At 73.1% G+C, this 18,471-nt stretch carries 16 protein-coding genes; 9 read left to right on the top strand and 7 right to left on the bottom strand.

From position 1 onward, the window contains the following. Window positions 1–55: 55 nt before the first annotated feature. Complete coding sequence (cysC, locus tag O7613_RS21135) at window positions 56–1,585, bottom strand: adenylyl-sulfate kinase (protein WP_281586723.1); 1,530 nt, start codon at window positions 1,583–1,585, stop codon at window positions 56–58. A 318-nt stretch (window positions 1,586–1,903) separates the two neighbouring features. On the opposite strand from cysC, the gene O7613_RS21130 reads away from it, so the two are divergent. The 4 genes from O7613_RS21130 to O7613_RS21115 are packed head-to-tail and all read left to right on the top strand — an operon-like array spanning window position 1,904 to window position 5,358. Further along, window positions 1,904–2,818 carry an ABC transporter ATP-binding protein gene (locus O7613_RS21130; protein WP_281586724.1) on the top strand — a complete coding sequence of 305 codons (915 nt, stop codon included), beginning with the start codon at window positions 1,904–1,906 and terminating at the stop codon, window positions 2,816–2,818. Then, window positions 2,811–3,692 (top strand): ABC transporter permease subunit, encoded by an 882-nt coding sequence (locus tag O7613_RS21125; protein ID WP_281586725.1) that lies wholly within the window; start codon window positions 2,811–2,813, stop codon window positions 3,690–3,692. The genes O7613_RS21130 and O7613_RS21125 overlap by 8 nt, the downstream gene beginning before the upstream one ends. Next, a complete protein-coding gene (locus O7613_RS21120) occupies window positions 3,689–4,648 on the top strand; it encodes an ABC transporter ATP-binding protein (protein WP_282289703.1) in 960 nt (319 codons plus the stop codon). The genes O7613_RS21125 and O7613_RS21120 overlap by 4 nt, the downstream gene beginning before the upstream one ends. After that, window positions 4,648–5,358, top strand: a complete 711-nt coding sequence (locus tag O7613_RS21115; protein ID WP_281586727.1) for an ABC transporter permease subunit — start codon at window positions 4,648–4,650, stop codon at window positions 5,356–5,358. Before O7613_RS21120 ends, O7613_RS21115 begins: the two co-directional genes overlap by 1 nt. Window positions 5,359–5,452: 94 nt before the next feature. Here the strand turns inward: O7613_RS21115 and valS are convergent, their stop codons facing one another. Continuing rightward, window positions 5,453–8,017, bottom strand: a complete 2,565-nt coding sequence (valS, locus tag O7613_RS21110) for a valine--tRNA ligase (protein WP_282294586.1) — start codon at window positions 8,015–8,017, stop codon at window positions 5,453–5,455. A 284-nt stretch (window positions 8,018–8,301) separates the two neighbouring features. Continuing rightward, a complete protein-coding gene (locus O7613_RS21105; protein ID WP_282289702.1) occupies window positions 8,302–8,595 on the bottom strand; it encodes a hypothetical protein in 294 nt (97 codons plus the stop codon). A gap of 191 nt (window positions 8,596–8,786) precedes the next feature. On the opposite strand from O7613_RS21105, the gene O7613_RS21100 reads away from it, so the two are divergent. Together O7613_RS21100 and O7613_RS21095 are read left to right on the top strand one after the other, a co-directional pair. Continuing rightward, window positions 8,787–9,554 carry a DUF5753 domain-containing protein gene (locus O7613_RS21100; protein ID WP_282289701.1) on the top strand — a complete coding sequence of 256 codons (768 nt, stop codon included), beginning with the start codon at window positions 8,787–8,789 and terminating at the stop codon, window positions 9,552–9,554. Beyond that, on the top strand, window positions 9,551–9,745 hold the full coding sequence (locus tag O7613_RS21095; protein ID WP_282289700.1) for a DUF397 domain-containing protein: 195 nt from the start codon (window positions 9,551–9,553) through the stop codon (window positions 9,743–9,745). The genes O7613_RS21100 and O7613_RS21095 overlap by 4 nt, the downstream gene beginning before the upstream one ends. Before the next feature lie 185 nt (window positions 9,746–9,930). Here the strand turns inward: O7613_RS21095 and O7613_RS21090 are convergent, their stop codons facing one another. From O7613_RS21090 to O7613_RS21075, 4 genes are all read right to left on the bottom strand, one after another. Then, window positions 9,931–11,763: an ABC transporter ATP-binding protein gene (locus tag O7613_RS21090; RefSeq protein WP_282294585.1), complete on the bottom strand. Its 1,833-nt coding sequence runs from the start codon at window positions 11,761–11,763 to the stop codon at window positions 9,931–9,933. 71 nt (window positions 11,764–11,834) lie between these two features. Next, complete coding sequence (locus tag O7613_RS21085; protein ID WP_282289699.1) at window positions 11,835–13,649, bottom strand: ABC transporter ATP-binding protein; 1,815 nt, start codon at window positions 13,647–13,649, stop codon at window positions 11,835–11,837. 35 nt (window positions 13,650–13,684) lie between these two features. Further along, window positions 13,685–14,197, bottom strand: coding sequence for a methylated-DNA--[protein]-cysteine S-methyltransferase (locus O7613_RS21080; RefSeq protein WP_282289698.1), 513 nt, complete (start codon window positions 14,195–14,197; stop codon window positions 13,685–13,687). After that, window positions 14,194–15,645, bottom strand: a complete 1,452-nt coding sequence (locus tag O7613_RS21075; protein WP_282289697.1) for an AlkA N-terminal domain-containing protein — start codon at window positions 15,643–15,645, stop codon at window positions 14,194–14,196. Before O7613_RS21075 ends, O7613_RS21080 begins: the two co-directional genes overlap by 4 nt. Before the next feature lie 211 nt (window positions 15,646–15,856). On the opposite strand from O7613_RS21075, the gene O7613_RS21070 reads away from it, so the two are divergent. The 3 genes from O7613_RS21070 (at window position 15,857) to ychF (ending at window position 18,253) form a co-directional block, all read left to right on the top strand. Further along, the gene (locus O7613_RS21070; protein WP_281586734.1) at window positions 15,857–16,306 is read left to right on the top strand and encodes a hypothetical protein; all 450 of its coding nucleotides are present in this window, start codon (window positions 15,857–15,859) and stop codon (window positions 16,304–16,306) included. Window positions 16,307–16,394: 88 nt separating this feature from the next. After that, on the top strand, window positions 16,395–17,156 hold the full coding sequence (locus O7613_RS21065) for a peptidase E (protein ID WP_282289696.1): 762 nt from the start codon (window positions 16,395–16,397) through the stop codon (window positions 17,154–17,156). Between the two features lie 11 nt (window positions 17,157–17,167). Next, window positions 17,168–18,253, top strand: coding sequence for a redox-regulated ATPase YchF (gene ychF / locus O7613_RS21060; protein ID WP_281586736.1), 1,086 nt, complete (start codon window positions 17,168–17,170; stop codon window positions 18,251–18,253). Window positions 18,254–18,471 lie beyond the last annotated feature (218 nt).

Below are 18,471 nucleotides of genomic sequence, written 5' to 3'. Positions count from 1 at the left end.
CACTACCGCGCAGGTGAAGGGGACGCGAGGTGGGACTACGGCGACGCGGGGCAGATCAGGCGGGCTGCAGGCGGGGCTCCACCCAGCCGGTCTCGGTGAGGTGCTCCATCACCCGCTGCACCGCCTCCTCGACGGTCAGGTCCGCGGTGTTGACCACCAGGTCGGCGTCGGTGGGCTCCTCGTAGGGGTCGTCGATCCCGGTCATCCCGGTGATCAGGCCGGCGCGGGCCCGGGCGTAGAGGCCCTTGCGGTCGCGCTGCTCGCAGACCGCCAGCGGGGTCGCCACGTGGACCAGCAGGAAACCCGCCCCGGCCGCCTCCGCCATCTCCCGGGCGGTCGCCCGGGCCGCCGCGTACGGCGCGATCGGGCAGCAGATGCCGACCCCGCGGTGCCGGGCGATCTCGGCGGCCACCCAGCCGATCCGGCGCACGTTGAGATCGCGGTCGGCCTTGCTGAAGCCCAGCCCGGCCGACAGCTCCCGGCGCACCACGTCGCCGTCGAGCAGCGTGAGCGTGCGATCGCCCTGCTCCCGGAGCGCGTCGGCGAGACCTCGGGCGACCGTCGACTTCCCCGAGCCGGAGAGGCCGGTCAGGAAGATCACCAGACCGCGGTGCCGTCGCGGCGGGCGGGCCCGGGCCAGTTCCCGGGCCACCGCGGGCGGAGTGTGCCACTCCGGCAGCGGGAAGCCCCGGTCGAGCAGGTCGTCGATCTCCTCCTGGCTCAGCGCCAGCCGGCGGTTGCGCGGCGGGATGTCCTCCCGCCAGCGCCACTGCCCGTCCCGGTTGTCGTACGCCAACTCCCGGGGCACCAGCACCCGCAGGCCGGCGCCGGAGAGCATGCCCTCGGTGGAGAGCAGATGGGTCACCCCGTATGCGGCGGCCACCCGGGCCCGCAGCAACGCGTCACTGATCTCGTCGGCCCGACCCGCCAGCGGCACCGCCACAAGCGTCGCCGGCGGCATCCGGTCGCGGGCCGCGAACACGCTGCGTACCAGTGCCTCGGCCGGCAGGCCACCCGTCGACTCCTCGCCCACCGGGATGAACACCAGCAGGTGCGCACCGAGCGTGCGGGCCGCGTGGGCGATCTGGGCCAACTGCGGTCGGTGCAGCGGGCGGTCGGCGAAGACACCGAGCACCCGGCCGGGTGGCAGCAGCCCCCGCACCTCGTCCGGGCCGCGCCGCAGCCGCTGGAACGGACCGTGACCGCCGTCACCCAGCCGGTGTACCGCGCCCCCGACGCCGACCGTGCCCGCGCGGGCCGGCCAGACGTCTGTCACGTCCATGGCCGCCACCGGGGCGCCCTCGCCGTCGGTGAGCACCAGCGCCCGGCTGGCCGGATCGGCCAGCTCCAGCCCTTCGACGAGCGCCGCCGGCACCTGCAACGTCACCGGCACCGGCCAGGGCGTGCCGTCGGCGAGCCGGCCGCGCCGGCCCAGCGACGCCAGGTCCGCCCGGGTCATGAAACCGCTCAACGGCGCGTACGCCCCGGTCAACAGCAGCTCGAGATCGGCCAGTTCAGCGGGTCTGGGCGCGTACGCCGGCGCATCCCGCAGCACATCCTCGGGCAGGATCCACCCGTTGCTCATCGAACCCCCAACTCGCCGGCCGGCACACAGTTTCGCAGCCCACCGGCGATCGGTCGAGAGCGCCACTCCACCCGCCGGTAACCGCACGTCCCGGGGACCGTCGGTGAACTGGCCGCGGATGGAGTCAGGGACACCGAATCCTCACCGACGGGACCCGACCGGTCGATCGGGCGACCGGCTGCCGACGCGCGCCGTCCGGCGGAGCGCCCGGCGGATCCGCCGGCCCGGGCCGGCGGGCGCGTGTGTCGGGGCGGAATCAGGGACAACCCCGAGCGTTTCCTGGTGCCCTGACGGGACCGGGGTTTCTAGGCTGTCAGCGTGACACTGCTCGCGACCGAGTCGCTGACCAAGACGTACGGAGGCCGGGTCACCGCGTTGGCCGACCTCACCGTGTCGGTCGAGCCGGGGATCATCGGGCTGGTGGGCGCCAACGGCGCCGGCAAGTCCACCCTGATCAAGATCCTGCTGGGTCTGCTCCCGCCGACCAACGGCCGGGTGCAGGTGCTCGGCCTCGACCCCACCACCGACCCGGCCGCGGTCCGCGCCCGGGTGGGCTACATGCCCGAGCACGACGCCCTCCCGCCGGACCTCTCCGCCGCCGAGCTGGTCACCCACCTGGGCCGGATGAGCGGGCTGCCGCGCACGGTCGCCCGGGAACGGGCCTCCGAGGCGCTGCGCCACGTCGGCCTGCACGAGGAGCGGCACCGGGCCGTCGGTGGCTACTCCACCGGCATGAAGCAGCGGGTGAAGCTCGCCCAGGCGCTCGTGCACGACCCCGACCTGCTGCTGCTCGACGAGCCCACGAACGGCCTCGACCCGGCCGGCCGGGACGCCATGCTCGCCCTGATCCACCGGATCGGCACCGAGTTCGGCATTTCCGTGGTCGTCTGCTCGCACCTGCTCGGCGAGGTGGAGCGGATCTGCGACACGCTCATCGCGATCGACGGCGGCCGGCTGCTGCGCGCCGACCGGGTCGCCGCGATGACCACCGCCACCGACGTGCTCGCCGTCGAGGTGAGCGAGGGTACGGAGGAGCTGGCCGCCCGACTCGCCGCGCTTGACCTGCCGGTGTCCCGGGACGGTCGGCTGCTGCTCGTCCCGCTCGCCGACGACCACACCTACGACCTGATCCTCGGCGCGGTCGCCGAGCTGGACCTGCCACTGCACCGGCTGGACCAGCGACGGCACCGGGTGGCCGAGCTCTTCGCCCCGAGGGAGCCCAGCCATGCCTGAAGCGACCGGCGTCATCCACGACATCGGCTACCAGCGCTACACCGGCCCGCGGCTGGGCCGCTGGCAGGTCTTCGGTGCGCTCTACGGCCACGGCGTGCGTACCGTCTTCGGGTTGGGCCGCAGCGCCAAGGCGAAGATCTTCCCGTGGCTGGTGGTCGCGGTGGTGACCGTGGTGGCGGCCGGGTTGACCGCGGTGCGCAGTCAGACCGGCCAGGTGGTGATGACGTACGCCCAGTTCGCCGACGCGATGAGCTGGCTGGTCATCTTCTTCGCCGCGGTGGCCGCCCCCGAGTTGGTCTCCCGCGACCTGCGCAGCGGCGTGCTGCCGCTCTACTTCTCCCGGCCGCTGCCACGCGGCGACTACGCGCTGGCCAAGCTGCTGGCGCTTGTCACGTCGCTCTGGCTGCTGCTCGGCGGCCCGCAGTTGGTGATGTTCCTGGGCGCGGCGTTCACCACCTCGCGGGGGGTGCGCGGGGTCTGGGACGAATTGCTCGACCTGCTGCCCGGCCTGCTCTACGCCGGCCTGTGGGCGGTGGTCTTCGCCTCGATCGCCCTGCTTGTCGCCTCGCTGACCGGCAAGCGTGCCTTCGCCGCCGGCGGCATCGTGGCGGTCTTCCTGATGACCACGCCGGTGGTCGGCGTGCTCTCCATCCTGCCGTCCCGGACGGTCAACGAGTTGGCCTTCCTCGCCTCCCCGTCGTCGCTCGTCAGTGGCGTGGGCAGTTGGGCGCTCGGCGACCTGCTGACCCAGGGAGGGGAAGGGGGCATACCGATCGGCGACTTCGGGCCGGTCTACGCCGTGGTCGCCGTGCTGCTGGTCGCCGCCTGCGTCAGCCTGCTGTTCCTGCGATACCGGAAGGTGGCCGCCCGATGACGGCGATCAGCACGCAACCGGCGGCCGGCGTGTCCGCCGCCGCGGCCAGCACCCTCGACCTGGCCGGCGTCTCCCGCTGGTACGGCAACGTGGTGGCGGTCAACGACGTCAGCATGCGGCTCGGCCCCGGGGTGACCGGCCTGCTCGGCCCGAACGGCGCCGGGAAGACCACGCTGCTGCACATGATGGCCGGTTTCCTCGCCCCGTCCCGGGGCACGGTGACGCTGGACGGGGAGCCGACCTGGCGCAACCCGGGTGTCTACCGGCGGCTCGGTCTGGTCAGCGAACGGGAGGCGGTGCACACCTTCCTCAGCGCCTACGAGTTCGTGCTGGCGAGCGCGAAGCTGCACCGGCTGTCCGACCCGGAGGCGGCGGCCCGGCGGGCGATCGAGCTGGTCGAGATGCAGGACGCGCAGGGCCGCCGGATCGGCACCTACTCCAAGGGCATGCGGCAGCGCACCCGGGTGGCCGCCGCACTCGTGCACGACCCGCAGGTGCTGCTGCTCGACGAGCCGTTCAACGGCATGGATCCCCGGCAGCGGCTGCACATGATGGGGTTGCTGCACCGGCTCGGTGACGCCGGCCGGACCATCCTGTTCAGCTCGCACATCCTGGAGGAGGTCGAGCAGGTCTCCGGCACGGTCCAGGTGATGGTCGCCGGGCGGTTGGCCGCCTCCGGCGACTACCGGACCATCCGCCGGTTGATGACCAACCGTCCGCACGTCTTCGGGGTGCGTTCCACCGACGACCGGGCGCTCGCGGTGGCGCTGATGGCCGAGAACTCGGTTTCCGGCGTCGAGTTGGACCGCACCGGCCTGACCGTGAAGGCGAGTGACTACGGCGCCTTCACCCGGGCGTTGCCCAGGATCGCACTCCGCCACGGCATCCGGGTCCGGCAGCTGCTGCCGGCGGACGAGTCGCTGGAGAGCGTCTTCTCGTATCTGGTGGAGGCCTGATGTCGACCGTTAGCTGGATCACCGCACGCGGCCTGTTCGGCCGCAGCCGGTTCCTCATGCTGCTGCCGTTGCCGCTGATCCTGGTCGGCCTGGCGGTGCTCTGCCGGTCGCTCGGCGTGGACCCGGGCCAGTGGGGGCCGCCGGTGCTCGTCGGTCTCGGCCTGGCCGTGGTGCTGCCGGTGGTCGCCCTGATCGTGGGCACCGGCGTGCTCGGTGCCGAGATCGACGACGGCACCGTGGTGCACATCCTCACCAAGCCGCTGCCCCGCTGGCAGATCGTGCTGCCGAAGCTGGCGGTGGCGGCCGTGGTCAGCGCGGTCACCGCCGGCGTCCCGCTCTACGTCGCGGGCGTGCTTGCCGACTCGGTACGCCTCGGCCTGGCCCTGGTGGCGGCCTCGGCGGCGGGCGCGTTGGCGTACTCGGCGTTGTTCCTGGCGCTCAGCCTGGTGAGCCGGCGGCCGGTGCTGGTCGGCCTGGTCTACGTGCTGATCTGGGAGGGTCTGCTCGGTCGGTTCGTCAACGGCACCAAGGTGCTCTCGATTCAGCAGTGGGTGATCGCGCTTGCCGACAAGATGGCGCCCACCCCGCTGCTCGGCACCACCGTCTCGGTGCCGGTCGCGGCCGTGCTGACCGCGCTGGTGGCGATCGGCTTCACCGCGCTGGCCATCGACCGCCTGCGTTCCTTCAGCGTGGCCGGCGAAACCAGCTAGGAAGGCGGGGGCCCCGCTTAACGCATTCGGTAGAGGCGGGGGCCCCGCTTAACACCGACGTGTTAACAAGGGCCCCCGCCTAACCGGCGAAAGACTAGAAGGCGCAGGCGATGACCAGCTCGGGCGTGCGGTCGGGCAGCAGGTCGAGCGTGGCGATCCGCCCCGCCGCGCGCAGGTCGTCGGCGATCGTGGTGAGCTGGTCGAGCAGGGCCGCCGGCCCGAGCGCCTCGGCCAGCGGCACGTCCGCCTTCATCGACAGCTTCCGTTCCGACTTGGCCCGCCGGACCTGCCCCAGCGCGTCGGCGGCCAGCCGCAGCAACTCCGGGTCACCGGGCGCGGCCATCGCGCGGCCCACCTCGTACGTGGTCGGCCACGTCGACAGGTGCACCGAGCCGTACCGCCACCACGACCACACCTCCTCGGTGACGAACGGCAGCACCGGGGCGAAGAGCCGCAACTGCACCGACAGCGCGGTCGCCAGCGCCGCCCGCGCCGAGTCGGCCGCCGGCCCGTCGCCGTAGGCGCGTTCCTTCACCAACTCGATGTAGTCGTCGCAGAACGGCCAGAAGAACGCCTCGGTGGCCATCAACGCGGCCGTGTGGTCGTACCCGTCGAAGGCGGTGGTCGCGGTCGCGACCACGCCGGACAGTTCGGCGAGCATCGCGGTGTCCAGCGGCTCGGTCACCGGGGCCCGCAGCGCGTCGGCGGCGCCCAGCCCGAGCGCGAAGCGGGACGCGTTGAGCAGCTTGGTGGCCAGCCGCCGACCCACCTTGACCTGCGCCGGGTCGAACGCCAGGTCCATGCCGGGCTTGCCGTTCGCGGCCCAGTAGCGCACCGCGTCGGAGCCGTGCTGCGCCAGCAGCCCCATCGGCGTGACCACGTTCCCCTTGGACTTGGACATCTTCTTCCGGTCCGGGTCGAGGATCCAGCCGGAGAGCACCGCCGTGCGCCAGGGCAGCGCGCCGTGCTCCAGATGGGACCGGACCACGGTGGCGAACAGCCAGGTCCGGATGATGTCGTGCCCCTGCGGGCGCAGGTCCATCGGGAAGACCCGGCCGAACAGGTCCGGGTCGGTCACCCAGCCGCCGACGATCTGCGGGGTCAGCGACGACGTGGCCCAGGTGTCGAGCACGTCCGGATCACCGGTGAAGCCGCCGGGCCGACCGCGCTGCGCCTCCGTGAATCCGGGCGGCGGCTCGCTCGTCGGATCGATCGGCAACGTCGCCTCGTCCGGTGTGAGAGGGTGGTTCCAGTCCGGTTCGCCAGCGTCGTCGAGCCGGTACCACACCGGCACCGGCACGCCGAAGAACCGCTGCCGGCTGACCAGCCAGTCGCCGGTGAGGCCACCCACCCAGTGCTCGTAGCGGTGCCGCATGTGCTCCGGCACCCAGCGCAGCTCGCGCCCGCGGGCCAGCAGCTCGTCGCGCAGGTCGGCGTCCCGGCCGCCGTTGCGCAGATACCACTGCCGGGTCGAGACGATCTCCAGCGGCCGGTCGCCGCGCTCGTAGAACTTCACCGGGTGGGTGATCGGGCGCGGTTCGCCGACCAGGTCACCGGCGTCGCCCAGCAGCGCCACGACCGTCCGCCGGGCGCCGTTGACCGTCTGCCCGGCCAGCGCCGCGTAGGGCTCCGCCGGCACGCCGGCCGGCGGCTCCGGCAGCAGCCGGCCGTCCCGGCCGACCACCACCCGGGTGTCCAGCCGCAGCTCCCGCCACCAGGTCACGTCCGCCAGGTCACCGAACGTGCAGACCATCGCGATGCCCGTGCCCTTGGCCGGGTCCGCCAGCGGGTGCGCGCGCACCGGCACCCGGACTCCGAACACCGGGGTACGCGCAGCCGTGCCGACCAGGTCCGCGTAGCGCTCGTCGTCGGGGTGACAGACAAGCGCCACGCAGGCCGGCAGCAGCTCCGGCCGGGTGGTGTCGATCAGCACCTCGCGCCCGCCCGGCCCGGCGAACCGCAGCCGGTGGTAGGCGCCCGGCCGCTCCCGGTCCTCCAGCTCCGCCTGGGCGACCGCGGTGCCGAAACCGACGTCCCACAGCGTCGGCGCCTCCGCCTGGTACGCCTCACCCCGGGCCAGGTTCCGCAGGAACGCGCGCTGGCTGGCCGCCCGGGCCGCCGGCCCGATCGTGGTGTACGTCAGGGACCAGTCCACCGACAGGCCGAGCCGCCGCCACAGCGCCTCGAAGACCTTCTCGTCCTCCACGGTCAGCGTCTCGCACAGCTCGATGAAGTTGCGCCGGGAGATGGCGGTCGGGTTCTTCCGGGCGTCGTCGCCGACCTGGGCGGCCGGCGGTCGCCAGTCCGGGTCGTACGGCAGCGCCGGGTCGGGCCGCACGCCGTAGACGTTCTGCACCCGGCGTTCGGTGGGCAGCCCGTTGTCGTCCCAGCCCAGCGGATAGAAGACGGTCCGGCCGCGCATTCGCTGGAATCGGGCCACCGTGTCGGTGTGCGTGTAGGAGAAGACGTGCCCCATGTGCAGCTCGCCCGACACGGTCGGCGGCGGGGTGTCGATCGAGTACACGTCGGAGCGCTCCTTCGAGCGGTCGAACGCGTACGTGCCGTCGGACTGCCAGCGACGGGCCCAGGTCTCTTCGAGCCCGTCCAGGCTCGGCCGCTCAGGGACGCCGGCGCGGGCGGTCCTCGTCGTGTCGGTCATCCGCCGATGGTAGGCACCCGCACCCGGCCACTCCACGGCTTTCGCAGGCCAGCCGATGAACCGGGCGAACAACGCCTGCGGTGACGGTTGCTCGTCCGGGTTGAGGTGGTGGAGATCGGTCACCGCTTCGTAGAGCTGCCCGCACAGGTAGACCGACAGGCCCACCCGATCGCCCGCGTAGTCGGCGACCAGGGCCAGGCGGGCAACCCCGCATGGCCATGGTTGGGCGCACCGCCCGCAGAGCCAGATCGGGCGTACGGGTAGATGCCGGCAGTTGGCGCTGCTCATGCCGACACCGACGCCCTTGCCCGGGACGGGTGCCGCCTGGCGGGTGCCTTCGGAGTGGGGGCAGTGAGCCAGCGCAGCCCGGCCGGCTGCACGAACAGCTCCCGCTTGGCGATCGCCTCGCCCTTGGCGTCCAGCTCGTATGCCTCGATCCAGGTCCAGCCGTCGAAGCAGGGTCGGTCGGCGATCTCCCGGATGACGCGGACGATGATCGGGCGAACGAACTGCACGCTCGCGGAGCGGGTCAGGTGCAGGACGTCTCCGCCCTTGATCAAACCAGTGGTCGCCGGCACGCTTCCCCCTCCGTCGCTGGTGGGGGCCGCCCCTGGTTGCTCGCCACAGCGGCCCCGGGCAGCGTTCCCGCCGGCATCGGGCCTCCACCGGATAACGCCGCTTATCCACCACACTCCTGAGAGCTACGGGATCAGTACACAGCGTTGATGTATGGTGCCGAGATGTTCGGGACGTCCATAGGGGAGGCGGGATGAACCACGTACTCCGAGTCGCGATGGCTGAGGCCGGTGAGACTGCCGAGAGCCTTGCAGCTCAGACCGGCGTAGATCCGAAGACGGCAGCGCGTTGGGTCTCCCCGGGACGTGTGCCGCAGCCGCGTCGACGCGCCCAGGTGGCCACACTCCTTGGCCGGGACGTGGGGGACCTGTGGCCCGATGTTCTGAAGCGACGTGAGCCTCAGTGGCTGCGCGAGTGGGTCGACTGGGAGCGGGAGGCCGTCGCGCTCCGCTGGTTCGAGCACTGCTGGATACCTGGACTGCTTCAAACCGAGGCATACGCGCAGGCGACGCTTGCCGGTGAGGCGCTCACCCCGGCGGAGGTGGACGACCTGGTCGCCTCCCGTATCGAGCGGCAAGCCATCCTGCGCCGGGAGCGCCCACCCCTGTTCGTCGCCGTCATCTTCGAGGGAGTGTTGTACCAGTCGGCGTATGGCGACCGTGAGCTGATGCGCGAGCAGGTCGAGCACCTTGCTCGGTGTGCGGCCCTCCCCACGGTGCAGGTGCACATCGTGCCCAGGGACATAGGCATGTATCCGGGGCTCGGCGGTGGCTTCATCATCGCCGAGTTGCCCGGCGGCGAGCACGTCGCACACGTCGACAGTCAGGGGCCGGCGCAGATCGTCAATGAGGCTGCGCCCGTTGCTACGCTCAGTCGTAGGTGGGAGCGCATCAGGGGTGAAGCCCTCTCCCGCAACCAGTCCCTCGATCTGATCAGAGAAGCGGCAGGATCATGGACATGACCGGTGCGCAGTGGCGTAAGAGCACGAAGAGCGGCAACAACGGTGGCTCATGTGTCGAGGTCGCCGACAACCTCCCGGGCATCGTCCTGGTCCGGGACACCAAGGACCGTGACGGCGGAACGCTGACCTTCGGGCCGGAATCCTGGCAGGGCTTCGTCGACCTGGCCAAGCAGATCGGTCCCGTGGGCTGACCGAGCTTTCGCACGGTGAGCAACTCCGCCCCAGAGCGGCAGGGGTGGGATTGGCCACCCACATCTTGAGATCTGTGGAGATCTTGGTATGAAAGTGCCCCTATGGGGGCCGTTTCGTACCAAGATCTACTCGCGCCTCGCGCCTCGCGCCTCGCGCCTCGCGCCTCGCGCCTCGCGCCTCGCGCTCAGAGCAGGGAGTCGCGCCACTGGCGGTGCAGGGCGGCGTAGCGGCCGTCGGCGGCGGCCAGCTCGGCGGGGGAGCCGTCCTCGACGATGCCGCCGGCGTCCAGCACCAGCACCCGGTCGGCGATCTCCACGGTGGAGAGCCGGTGCGCGATCACCAGCGCGGTCCGGTCGCACAGCACGTTGCGCAACGCCCGCTGCACCAGCCGTTCGGTCGGCACGTCCAGTGAGGAGGTGGCCTCGTCGAGGATCAGCACCCGGGGGTCGGCCAGGAACGCCCGGGCGAACGCGACGAGTTGCCGCTGCCCGGCGGAGAGCCGGCCGCCGCGCCGGTGCACGTCGGTGGCGTACCCGTCGGGTAGCGCGGCGATGAACTCGTGCGCGCCGATGGCCCGGGCGGCGGCGACCACGGCGGCGTCGTCGGCGTCCGGGCGGCCGAACCGGATGTTCTCCGCGACGGTGCCGCTGAACAGGTGGGTTTCCTGGGTGACGAGCACCACCGCCCGGCGCAGCTCGGCGTCGGCCAGGTCGCGCAGGTCGATCCCGTCCAGGCGGACCGCGCCGGCGTCCGGGTCGTGGAAGCGGGCCAGCAGCTTGGCGACGGTGGACTTGCCGGCGCCGGTGGGCCCGATCAGCGCGACGGTCTGCCCGGCCGGCACGGTCAGTTCCAGGCCGGACAGGATCGGCGTGTCCGGCCGGTAGCCGAAGGAGACCGAGCGGAAGTCGACCGCGCCGCGCGGCGGCCCGGCGGGCAGTGGCACCGGCCGTACCGGTTCGGCCACCGCCGGGCGCTCGTCGAGCACCCCGGCCAGCTTCTCCAGCGCCGCGGTCGCCGACTGGAGCGAGTTGTAGAACTGGCTCAGTTCCTCCATCGGCTCGAAGAAGCGGCGCAGGTAGAGCAGGAACGCGGCAAGCACGCCGACCTCGGTGTGGCCGCCCAGCACCCGCCAACCGCCGTACGCCAGCACCGTCGCGGCGGTGAGGTTGCCGATCAGCCGGATGCCCGGCGAGTAGATCGCGATCAGCCGGAACGCGCTGAGGCTGGCCCGCCGGTAGTCGTCGTTCACCGCGTCGAAGATGCGCTGGTTGCGGGTCTCGCGGCGGTATGCCTGCACCGCCCGGATCCCGCGCAGTGACTCGACGAAGTGCACGATGACGAGCGCCACGGCCTCCCGGGTGCGCCGGTACGCCCCGGCGGAGGCGCGGGCGAACCAGCGGGACAGCCAGAACAGGAACGGGAAGGCGAACAGGGTGACCGCGGCCAGCGGCAGGTCCAGCCAGAGCAGGATGCCCGCCACCGACAGCACCGACAGCACGGCCATCACCAGCCGGTCGATCCCGCCGTCCACCAGCTCGCCGATCGACTCCAGGTCGCTCGTCAGCCGGGACACCATCCGGCCGGACGTGTAGCGCTCGTGGAAGCCGACGTCGAGGCGGAGGAAGTGCGCGTACACCCGGCGGCGGAGGTCGAGCAGGACGGCCTGGCCGATCCGGGCGGCGAGGGCGAGGAACGCGCGCCGGGCCGCGTACTCGACGGCGGTGGCGACGACGAACGCGGCGGCGACCGCGACTAGCGGGCCGGGGTCGCCGGCCCGTAGCGGCCCGATGCCCCGGTCGATGCCGAGCATGACCAGGTACGGGCCGGCCATCGCGGCGGCGTTCTGGGCCAGCAGCAGCGCCACCGCCGCCGCCAGCGGGCGTCGGTGCGGGCGCAGCAGGCGGCGCAGCAGGAGCCGGCTGCGGGCGCGGAGCCGGGTCACCGCCGCCGGGGACGAGTCCTCGGCGCGGCTGCGGTCGGCGTCCGGGTCGGTGGCCAGGCCCCGCCACCGGGCCAGCTCGGCGTCCGGGTCGGCCGGGGGGTCGCGCGGGGCGGCGTCGCGGCGGCGGGATCGCGGGACGCGGCCGGTCACGACCGCACCAGGCCGACGCCGCCCGGCCGGCGTTCCGGCTCGGCGGAGAGCACCGCGCGGTAGGCCGGCACCCCGGCCAGCATCTCGGAGTGGGTGCCGACGGCGACGATCCGGCCGCCGTCGAGCAGCGCCACCCGGTCGGCGAGCGTCACCGTGGAGGGCCGGTGCACCACGAGCAGGGCCGTGGTGTCGCGCAGCACCCGTCGCAGGGCGGCCTCGACAAGCGCCTCGGTGTGCACGTCGAGCGCGGAGAGCGGGTCGTCGAGGACCAGCAGGGCGGGTCGGCCGAGGACCACCCGGGCCAGCGCCAGCCGCTGCCGCTGCCCGCCGGAGAGCGACAGCCCCTGCTCGCCGATCCGGGTGGCAAGCCCCCACGGCAGCTCGTACGCGAAGTCCGCCTGCGCCAGCGTCAGCGCGGCCCGGATCTCCTCCTCGCCGGCGTCCGGCCGGCCCAGGGTGAGGTTTTCCCGCACCGACATGGAGAACAGGGTCGGCTCCTCGAAGGCCACCCCGACAAGCTGGCGCAGCGAGCCGAGCCGCAGGTCGCGCACGTCGTGCCCGTCGAGCGTGAGCCGGCCGCCGGTCACCTCGTGCAGCCGGGGGACAAGCGAGAGCAGCGTGCTCTTGCCGCAGCCGGTGGCGCCGACGAGCGCGAGCGTCTCGCCCGGCTCGACGGTCAGGTCCAGCTCGTGCAGGATCGGGGCGGACGCGCCGGGGTAGCGGAAGGTCACCCGCTCGAACCGGAGCCGGCCGCGCACCTGCGACCGGTCCAGCGACCGGGCGCGCGGTCCGTCCACGATGGCCGGGCGGGTGTCGAGAACCTCCTGGATGCGGTCGGCGGCGGTGGCGGCCTCCTGCCCGTTCGCGATGATCCAGCCGAGTGACTGCACCGGCCAGATCAGCATGAGCTGGAGGCTGACGAAGGCGACGAGTTGCCCGATGGTGAGCGCGCCTCCGGCCACGGCGGCGGCGCCGGCGACCAGGACCGCGCCGAGGGTCAGGTTGGGCACGAGGTCGAACAGCGCGGAGGTACGGGCCAGCAACCGGGCCTTGCCGATCCCGGTGTCGTGCAGCCGGCGGGCGCCGACGGCGAACCGGGCCGCCAGCTCCGGACCCCGCCCGTACGCCCGCATGGTGCGCAGCCCCTGCGCCGTCTCCTCGACGAGCGTCGCCACGTCGCCCTGCTGGTCCTGCATGCGGCGGGAGGCGGCGTGGTAGTGCCGGGCGAACCGGCGGCTGATCAGGAACAACGGCACGGCGCTTGCCGCCACCAGCAGGCCCAGCCAGAGGTGCAGCCGGATCAGCAACACCACCACGGCGGCGTAGGTGGTCAGGTTGAGCACCAGGAAGAGCAACCCGAAGGAGAGGAACCGGCGGATCACCGAGAGGTCGCTCGTCACCCGGGAGAGCAGCTGGCCGGACTGCCAGCGGTCGTGGAAGCTGGGCGGCAGCCGTTGCAGGTGGGCGTAGAGGTCGGCCCGGATGGCGGCCTCCATGCCCACCGAGGAGGACGACTGCGTCCACCGCCGGATGAAGATCAGCACCGCCTCGGCGACGCCGAGCAGCAGCGCCAGGCCGCCGAGCCGCAGCAACCCGGCCCCGTCGTGCCGGGCCACCGGCCCGTCCACCACCCGCTGCACCACGAGCGGGACCGCCAGGCTCGCCGCGGTCGCGGCCAGCGCCGCGACAAGCAGCCAGGCGAACTCCGTCGCGTACGGGCGCAGGTAGGGCCGCAGCCGCCAGAGGTTGCGCAGCGGCTGGGACCGGGCGTCGGGATGCGCCGCGGCATTGCTGTCGCTGGGCGCGGGCACCAGCCGACGGTAGCGGCCGGGGGAGACACTCGGGGTCAGCTAGCCGTCACCCGTCCCTCATGCCCGAGAAGCCACTTCTTCACGTCCAGCCCCCAGCGGTAGCCGCCGAGCGTCCCGTCGGTGCGCAGCACCCGGTGGCAGGGCACGAAGAGCGCGGCGGCGTTGCGGGCGCAGGCCGCCGCGGCGGCGCGGATCGCGGCCGGTCGACCGGCCAGCGCGGCGAACCCGGTGTAGGTCACCGGGTCGCCCGGTTTGACGTGCCGCAGCACCTGCCAGGCGTGCGTCAGGAACAAGCCGTCGGTGTGCTGCTCCACCTCGACCGCGTCGAGCGCGACCAGATCGCCGTCGAGGTAGGCCCGCACCGCGGCGGTCACCGGACCCAGGTCGGCCCGCTCCCGTAGGTCGCCGCGCAGGCTCGGATGCGTCAACGGCACCAGGGCCGCCGGGTCGGCGGTGAAGCCGGCCGCGCGTACCGCGCCGTTGGGCCCGGCGAGCACGCTCAGCGGCCCGGCGGGGGTGTCGACGACGGTGCTGTCCACAGTGGTCATGCCGCTCTCCAGAGTCGGATCGTCGCGTAGGACCGCCAGGGGCGCCAGCGGTCCGCGTACGCGGTCAGGGTCTTCGGGTCGTCGGGCAGGCCGAGCGCGGCGGCGCCGCGGCGTACGCCGAGGTCGGTGGCGAGGATGACGTCGGGATCGCCGAGCGCCCGCATGGCCAGGTAGCCCGCGGTCCACGGCCCGACGCCTGGTAGCGCGGCCAGGTGCCGGGCCGCCTCCTCGCGGTCGCCGCCGGGTTCGAGGTCCAGCTCGCCGTCCGCGACGGCCCGGGCCACCGCCCGGATCGTCGCCCGCCGTGCCGCCGGCATCCGGAACGCCTCATCCGGCGCCGCGAGCACCTCCGCCGGGGTGGGGAACGCCCGCGGACCGCCCGGTGGCCCGCCGGCGACCGGGCCGTCGGCGGGGCGGGCGCCGGCGATCAGGCGGGTGAGCGTGGTCCGGGCCGATCGGAGCGACACCTGCTGGGTGGTGACGGCGCGGACGGCCGTCTCGAAGCCGTCCACCGTGTGCGGCAGCCGGACGCCCGGCTCGGCGGCGACCGCCGGGGCCAGGGCCGGGTTGCCGGCGAGGGTGGCGTCCACCGCGACCGGGTCGGCGTCCAGGTCGAGCAGGCGCCGGCAGCGGGCCACCGCGGGCGCCAGGTCGCGCATGTCGGCCAGCCGCAGCGTGGCCGCGACGTGCCCGTCGGCCGGGGTCAGCACCGCCGTGCCGGGTCCGTGCGGCAGCCGCAGACCCCGGTGGTACGCCCCGTCGCGCACCTCCTCGACGCCTGGTAGCGCGCGGAGCGCGAGGAAGTCCAGCAGCGCGCCGGCGTGCAGCGGCGGCCGGTGGGCCAGGCGCAGTGAGATGGTGCCGGCCCCGCCGGCCGGCTGTCGGCTGCTCCGGCCGACCCGCAGCTCCGACGGGGTGACGCCGTACACCTCGCGGATCGTGTCGTTGAACTGCCGCACGCTGCCGAAGCCGGCGGCGAACGCCACCTCGGCCAGGCCGAGGCCGGTGGTCTCGACCAGGATCCGGGCGGTCTGGGCGCGCTGCGCCCGGGCCAGCGCCAGCGGGCCGGCGCCCAGCTCGGCCCGGAGCATCCGGTGCAGGTGCCGTTCGGTGTAGCCCAGCCGGACGGCCAGCCCGGGCACGCCGTCCCGGTCGACCACGCCGTCGGCGATCAGCCGCATCGCGCGACCGACCAGGTCGGCCCGGACGTCCCAGTGCGGCGAGCCCGGCGCCGCGTCCGGCCGGCACCGGCGGCAGGCCCGCAGCCCGGCGCCCTGCGCGGCGGCGGCCGACGGAAAGAACCGGACATTCTGCCGCTTCGGCGTCATCGCCGGACAGGACGGCCGGCAGTAGATCCCGGTCGACGTCACGCCGGTGTAGAACCAGCCGTCGAACCGCGGGTCGCGGCTGTCGACGGCTCGGTAGCACCGCTCGAAGTCCAGCTCCATGACACCGATACTGCCTCGCAGGCCACGCGCTGGGCTGGCGGGAATCGGACGTGACATGGGGCAGTTGCGCCAACTCGGCGAAGTGGCGTGATCCCCGGCCCCCGGATGCCGTCACCTCGGCGAGGTGGCGGCGATCTTCGCGGGCGGATCGGAAAGTGTCGTAAGTGGTCGGTACCGTCCCGCCACCAACTCAAGAAGAGGTGCGGGGCATATGCGATCGGGGCGAGCACGAATCGACGCCGCGGTGGTGCAGGGCTTCTACGACCGGATGCGGGCGGTGGCACCGGCCGCCTACGGCGCGATCGAGCGGGACCGGGCCGGTGACCCCGGGCGGCCCTTCGCCGACACCGCCTGCGGGCGCCTGGCCGGTTCCCTCGACCCGGCCGGGCTGCGTGCGCTCGGCATGTGGGCGCACCACTGGTGCATGCGCTTCTACGACGACGACACCCGCGTCGGCCTGCGCCTGGTCCGGGAGATCGCCGCCCGGTCCGGCCTCGGCTGGACCGTCGACGAGGTGCGCTGGCTGCTCGACCAGTCGCACACCAGCAAGGCCGCCGCGCACCGGTTCACCCTGCCGCTCGCCGCGGCGGCGGAGCTGCCGCCCGACGCGCGGCCCGCCGCGGTGACCACCGACGACCACCGGCATCTGCCCGTCCGCTGACCGGTGCCGCCCCCGGCGGGCCGAAGCGGCGGAGTCGGCGTCGGGCGGGGCACAATGATCGCCACCGTCTTCAGCCGGAAGGACGCCCGTGCCCGCCTCCGAACCGACAATCGTCGCCACCAGCATGGGTTACGTCAGCCGGCGTCGTGGCCCGTGGGACGCCCGGCCCAGCCAGCTCTTCGACCACATGGCCGAGCTGGCGCGGGCCGGCGACGCGCCCCGGGTCTGCTATCTCGGCCAGGCCGTCGGCGACCAACCGACCGGCCTCACCGTGTTCTACGGCGCGTTCGCCGGCACCCGGTTCCGTGCGTCCCACCTGGCGCTCTACCCGATGCCGAACGTCGCGGACGTACGCGCCCACCTGCTCGCCCAGGACATCATCTGGGTCGGCGGCGGCAGCGTGGCCAACCTGTGCGCGGTGTGGCGGGTGCACGGCCTGCCGGAGATCCTGCACGAGTGCTGGCAGGCCGGCGTGGTGCTGGCCGGCGTCTCCGCCGGCTCGATCTGCTGGCACGTCGGCGGCGCCACCGACAGCTACGGCCCGGACCTGCGGCCCTTCACCGACGGGCTGGCCTGGCTGCCGTACGGCAACGGCGTGCACTACGACAGCGAGGAGCAGCGCCGGCCGCTGATGCACCGGCTGGTCGCCGACGGCACGCTGCCGACCAGCCACTGCACCGACGACGGCGTCGGGCTGGTCTACCGGGGCACCCGGATGGTCGAGGCGGTGGCCGACCGGGCCGGCGTGGCCGCGTACGAGCTGGTCCGCGCCGACGACGGCACGGTGCGGGAGACCCGGATCGAGCCCCGGCTGCTGCCCACCGGGCCGGACGGCCGACCGACCGCGTAAGCTGGCTCGTCGTGAGTCTCACCATCGGCATCGTCGGCCTGCCCAACGTGGGCAAGAGCACCCTGTTCAACGCGCTTACCAAGAACGACGTGCTCGCCGCGAACTATCCGTTCGCCACCATCGAGCCGAACGTCGGCGTGGTCGGGCTCCCCGACGAGCGCCTGGGCAAGCTCGCCGAGATCTTCTCCTCGCAGAAGGTGCTGCCGGCGCCGGTCTCGTTCGTCGACATCGCCGGCCTGGTCCGGGGCGCCTCCAAGGGGCAGGGGCGGGGCAACGCGTTCCTGGCCAACATCCGCGACGCCTCGGCGATCTGCCAGGTGGTGCGCGCCTTCTCCGACCCGAACGTGGTGCACGTCGACGGCAAGGTCTCCCCGGCCGACGACATCGAGACGATCAACACCGAGCTGATCCTGGCCGACCTCCAGACGCTGGAGAAGGCGCTGCCCCGACTGGAGAAGGAGGCCAAGCTCCGCAAGGACCGGGCCGCCGCCGTCGAGGCCGCGAAGAAGGCCGCCGAGGTCCTCGACAACGGCATCACCCTGTACGCGGGCGCCGCCGCCGCCAAGGTCGAGCTGGAGCACCTGCGCGAGCTGCACCTGCTCACCACCAAACCGTTCATCTACGTCTTCAACGTCGACGAGGCCGAGCTGGGCAACGCCGCGTTCCTCGACGAGCTGCGCGCCCTGGTCGCGCCCGCCGAGGCGGTCTTCATGGACGCCAAGATCGAGTCGGAGCTGGTGGACCTGCCCGAGGACGAGGCCCGCGAGCTGCTGGAGTCGATCGGGCAGTCCGAGCCGGGGCTGGACCAACTCGTCCGGGTGGGCTTCCGGACGCTCGGGCTCCAGACGTACCTCACCGCCGGCCCCAAGGAGGCGCGGGCCTGGACCGTGTCGATCGGGGCGACCGCGCCGGAGGCTGCCGGGGTGATCCACAGCGACTTCCAGCGCGGCTTCATCAAGGCCGAGGTGGTCTCCTACGACGACCTGGTCGCGGCAGGATCGATGGCGGCGGCGAAGGCCGCCGGCAAGGTCCGGATCGAGGGCAAGGAGTACGTCATGCAGGACGGCGACGTGGTCGAGTTCCGCTTCAACGTCTGACTTCGGGCCGTTTCGGCAGGTCAAGAGGCTGACGCCGTGGATGCCCGGCACATCCCCGTGATCGGGCATCCACGCCTTCTGACACCCAAGGCGTGAGGAGGCGGCAGTGCTCACTCTCGCCCGTCGCCACCGGCCGGTGTGGTCCTGGCGGCACTGGCGACGCTTCTGCCGCTGCGGCGTGAACTTGCCGTGCCGAAGCCGCCTTGACGTGACGGGCC

The sequence above is a fragment of the Micromonospora sp. WMMD975 genome, assembly GCF_029581215.1.
Lineage (GTDB): Bacteria > Actinomycetota > Actinomycetes > Mycobacteriales > Micromonosporaceae > Micromonospora.
Note: the sequence above shows the minus strand (reverse complement) of the source record. Positions and strands in the feature narration are given on the sequence as shown.

Bases quoted from the DNA above. Each gene is read 5' to 3' on its own strand.
- cysC (WP_281586723.1), bottom strand. From the start codon at position 1,585: ATGAGCAACGGGTGGATCCTGCCCGAGGATGTGCTGCGGGATGCGCCG.
- O7613_RS21125 (WP_281586725.1), top strand. From the start codon at position 2,811: ATGCCTGAAGCGACCGGCGTCATCCACGACATCGGCTACCAGCGCTAC.
- O7613_RS21120 (WP_282289703.1), top strand. From the start codon at position 3,689: ATGACGGCGATCAGCACGCAACCGGCGGCCGGCGTGTCCGCCGCCGCG.
- O7613_RS21115 (WP_281586727.1), top strand. From the start codon at position 4,648: ATGTCGACCGTTAGCTGGATCACCGCACGCGGCCTGTTCGGCCGCAGC.
- valS (WP_282294586.1), bottom strand. From the start codon at position 8,017: ATGACCGACACGACGAGGACCGCCCGCGCCGGCGTCCCTGAGCGGCCG.
- O7613_RS21100 (WP_282289701.1), top strand. From the start codon at position 8,787: ATGAACCACGTACTCCGAGTCGCGATGGCTGAGGCCGGTGAGACTGCC.
- O7613_RS21095 (WP_282289700.1), top strand. From the start codon at position 9,551: ATGACCGGTGCGCAGTGGCGTAAGAGCACGAAGAGCGGCAACAACGGT.
- O7613_RS21080 (WP_282289698.1), bottom strand. From the start codon at position 14,197: ATGACCACTGTGGACAGCACCGTCGTCGACACCCCCGCCGGGCCGCTG.
- O7613_RS21075 (WP_282289697.1), bottom strand. From the start codon at position 15,645: ATGGAGCTGGACTTCGAGCGGTGCTACCGAGCCGTCGACAGCCGCGAC.
- O7613_RS21070 (WP_281586734.1), top strand. From the start codon at position 15,857: ATGCGATCGGGGCGAGCACGAATCGACGCCGCGGTGGTGCAGGGCTTC.